Origin of the sequence: Pseudomonas sp. RL (assembly GCF_000647775.1) — a bacterium.
Taxonomy (GTDB): domain Bacteria; phylum Pseudomonadota; class Gammaproteobacteria; order Pseudomonadales; family Pseudomonadaceae; genus Serpens; species Serpens flexibilis.
On sequence record NZ_JBOY01000217.1, the window covers coordinates 1 to 3243 of the forward strand.

The following is a 3243-nucleotide window of genomic DNA, read 5'->3' on the forward strand; positions in this document are numbered from 1 at the left end:
TTCACCTGTCCGCCGCCTGGCACCCCGCCGATACCGTGTTTGGCGGACAAGAACAACGTTGTCGGCTACGTCTTGCGGCCCCCGTAGGGCGGACAACGCTTCACCTGTCCGCCGCCTGGCACCCGCCGATACCGTGTTCGGCGGACAAGAAGGACGTTGTCCGCCCTACGTCTCGCGGCCCCGTAGGGCGGACAACGCTTCACCTGTCCGCCGTCCGGGCGCCCGCCGATACCGTGTTTGGCGGACAAGAACGACGTTGTCCGCCCTATGTCTTGCGGCCCCGTAGGGCGGACAACGCTTCACCTGTCCGCCGCCTGGCACCCCGCCGATACCGTGTTTGGCGGACAAGAACGACGTTGTCCGCCCTATGTCTTGCGGCCCCGTAGGGCGGACAACGCTTCACCTGTCCGCCGCCTGGCACCCCGCCGATACCATGTCTGGCGGACAAGAAGGGCGTTGTCCGCCCTACGCCCTGCGGCGCCTCTCAAGTTGCCTTCTTTTTTCCGAAGCTGATTGCAATCAAGTCGCAACGATACGCCCGCCCGGTAAAAATACGTCACCGCGACCGGTTTCCGGCGCGGCATGTGAGTCCCGTCTTTAGTGAACCGTTGGGTCTGCTCGATTATGCGCACGGACGCTCGCCAGGTTGTCGCCTGGCGCCGTGCCCTCGTGCCGACCCGCGGTCGCTAGCGGTAGCGGGCGCAACAGCTTGTCAGGAGGCCTGCTATGCAAGTCATCGATCGGCGCAAGGCGCTGAGTATTCCGCCCATCTGGCGCTTGGCCTTCCGGCCGTTCTTCCTCGCCGGCAGCGTCTACGCGCTGTTTGCGGTTCCCCTGTGGATCCTGGCCTGGGGCGGCCTGATCCCCGACTGGCAACCGGCCGGCGGCTGGCTGGCCTGGCACCGTCACGAGATGGTCTTCGGCTTCGCCACCGCCATCATCGCCGGCTTTCTGCTCACCGCCGTGCAGACCTGGACCGGCCAGCCGAGCCTGTCCGGCAAGCCGCTGGCGGTCATCGCGCTGATCTGGCTGGCCGGGCGTCTCGGCTGGTTGCTCAACCTGCCGCTGGTGGTACTGATTCCCCTGGACCTGCTGTTCCTTGTCGCCCTGGCCGTGCAGATGGCCCGCTTGCTGCTGGCCGTGCGGCAGACGCGCAACTACCCGATCGTGGTGGTGCTCAGCCTGCTGGCCGCCGCCGATGCGCTCACGCTGGCCGGGCTGGCCAACGCCCAGGACGCCTGGCAGCGCCAGGGCAGCATGGCCGGCCTGTGGCTGGTGGGCGCGCTGATGACGCTGATCGGCGGCCGGGTGATTCCCTTCTTCACCCAGCGCGGACTCGGGCACGTCCAGCAGGTCAAGGCCTGGCCCTGGCTGGACTGGTCGCTGCTGGTCGGCACCGCGCTGATCGGCGTGCTGCATGCCTTCGGCTGGGCGCTGCAGCCGCAGGCGCTGATCGGCGTGCTGTTCCTGGCGCTGGCCGCCGGGCACCTGCTGCGCCAGGCGCGCTGGTACGACACCGGCATCTGGGGCGTGCCGCTGCTCTGGTCGCTGCACCTGGCGATGTTCTGGCTGGTGGTGGCCTGTGCGGGGCTGGGGCTCTGGCACCTGGGCGTGCTGCAGCTGTCCAGCCCCTGGCTGCACGCCTTCACCGTCGGCTCCCTGGCCGGCCTGATCCTGGCGATGATCGCCCGGGTCACCCTCGGCCACACCGGGCGGCCGCTGCAGCCGCCGGCCGGCATGGCCGCCGGTTTCATGCTGCTCAACCTGGGCACGGTTGCACGGGTATTCCTCACCCAGACCTGGCCGCTGCACGGCATGTGGCTGGCGGCGGCCTGCTGGGCCCTGGCCTTCGGCATCTATGCCTGGCAGTACGCGCCGATGCTGTGCCAGACGCGGGTCGACGGCCATCCCGGCTGAGTCGACCGGTTCTTTCCTGATTGTTCGCCGCCCGCGCTGCGGGCGGCCTGACCGAGCCCCGGTGCCAGCACCGGAAGCGGGAGGTGGTGATGAAGATCGAATTGGAGAATCGCCTGGCGGTGATCACCGGAGCCAGCTCCGGGATCGGCCTGGCCCTCTGTCGGTTGCTGCTGCAGGGCGGTGCCCGGGTGCTGGCGTTTTCCCGCACCCCGGGCGGCCTTGACGAGCTGCTGTCGGTCTACCCGGACCAGCTCGTCTGGCAGCCGGGCGACGTGACCAGCCAGGAAGACCTGCAAGGCCTGGCGCAACGGGCGGCCAGCCTGGGGCCGGTGGATTTCCTGGTGCCCTGCGCGGGCCATGTGGAACTGGCCAGCGCGCTGGACCTGGCCGCCCAGGAGCGCCAATGGGCCGTGAACGGCGCCGGTGCGCTGAACACCCTGGCGGTGCTGGCCAATCAACTGGCGACCCAGGCGTCGGTGGTATTCCTCGGCAGCTTCCTGTCGCGCTGCACCTTCGCCGGGCTGGCCGGACACATCGCCGGCAAGGCCGCGCTGATGGCCCAGGCGCGCAACCTGGCGAAGGAGTTCGCGCCCCTGCAGGTACGCATCAACATGGTGTCGCCGGGGCCGACCGCCACCGGCTTCTGGGAGCAACTGGGCCTCAACGACGACGAGCTGGATGCCCTGGCCGAACAGGTCGGCCGCCGGCTGTTGCCCGGCCATTTCCTCGAGGCCGCCAGTGTGGCGCGGGTGATCGTGTTCCAGCTCAGCGAAGGCGCCCGTGGCGTCTATGGCCAGGACTGGGTGGTGGACAACGGCTATACGCTGGGTTGATGACGCATGTTCAAGTGGAAGCGGGAAGCCGCCCAGTGGCGGGATGAATGCACCCGCCTGCGCGGTGAGCGGGATGCGCTGGCGCAGCGTGTGCGGGCGCTGGAAGAGGCTCAGGCGGCGGCACGCGAGGCCGCCCGGCAGCAGCAGCGCCGGCAGGCGTTCCAGCAGGGCCTGGCCGGTCATCTGTCCAGCTTCGGTGACTCGCTGGGGGCGCTCGGCGACTCCTTCGACTACCTGGCCGGCCAACTGGCGCGTGACCGCGGCGATGCCGACCGGGTCGCCGAGGCGGCGCTGGACAACCAGCGTCAGTTCGACGTGCTGCAGGACCGGGCCTCGGACATGGAGAGCGGCCTGCACGAGGCGGCTCGCCAGGTGGAGGCACTGACCGGACGTTCCCGGGAGATCAACCGCATCGTCGAGTTGATCGCCGGCATCGCCGCGCAGACCAACCTGCTGGCGCTCAACGCGGCCATCGAGGCGGCGCGCGCCGGCG

At 69.4% G+C, this 3243-nt stretch carries 3 protein-coding genes; all 3 read left to right on the top strand.

The annotated features are described in order from the left end of the window. The first annotated feature begins 726 nt into the window (after window positions 1-726). The gene (locus AS93_RS0118355; protein WP_027591924.1) at window positions 727-1917 is read left to right on the top strand and encodes an NnrS family protein; all 1191 of its coding nucleotides are present in this window, start codon (window positions 727-729) and stop codon (window positions 1915-1917) included. Window positions 1918-2006: 89 nt separating this feature from the next. Beyond that, entirely contained in the window at window positions 2007-2750 is a 744-nt protein-coding gene (locus AS93_RS0118360) for an SDR family oxidoreductase (RefSeq protein ID WP_027591925.1), read from the top strand. A 6-nt stretch (window positions 2751-2756) separates the two neighbouring features. Beyond that, a partial coding sequence (locus AS93_RS21190; RefSeq protein ID WP_027591926.1) for a methyl-accepting chemotaxis protein occupies window positions 2757-3243 on the top strand: 487 nt, incomplete at its 3' end.

What these genes read in the sequence shown, in the direction of transcription:
- AS93_RS0118355 (WP_027591924.1), top strand. Translation starts at nt 727, where the DNA reads ATGCAAGTCATCGATCGGCGCAAGGCGCTGAGTATTCCGCCCATCTGG.
- AS93_RS0118360 (WP_027591925.1), top strand. Translation starts at nt 2,007, where the DNA reads ATGAAGATCGAATTGGAGAATCGCCTGGCGGTGATCACCGGAGCCAGC.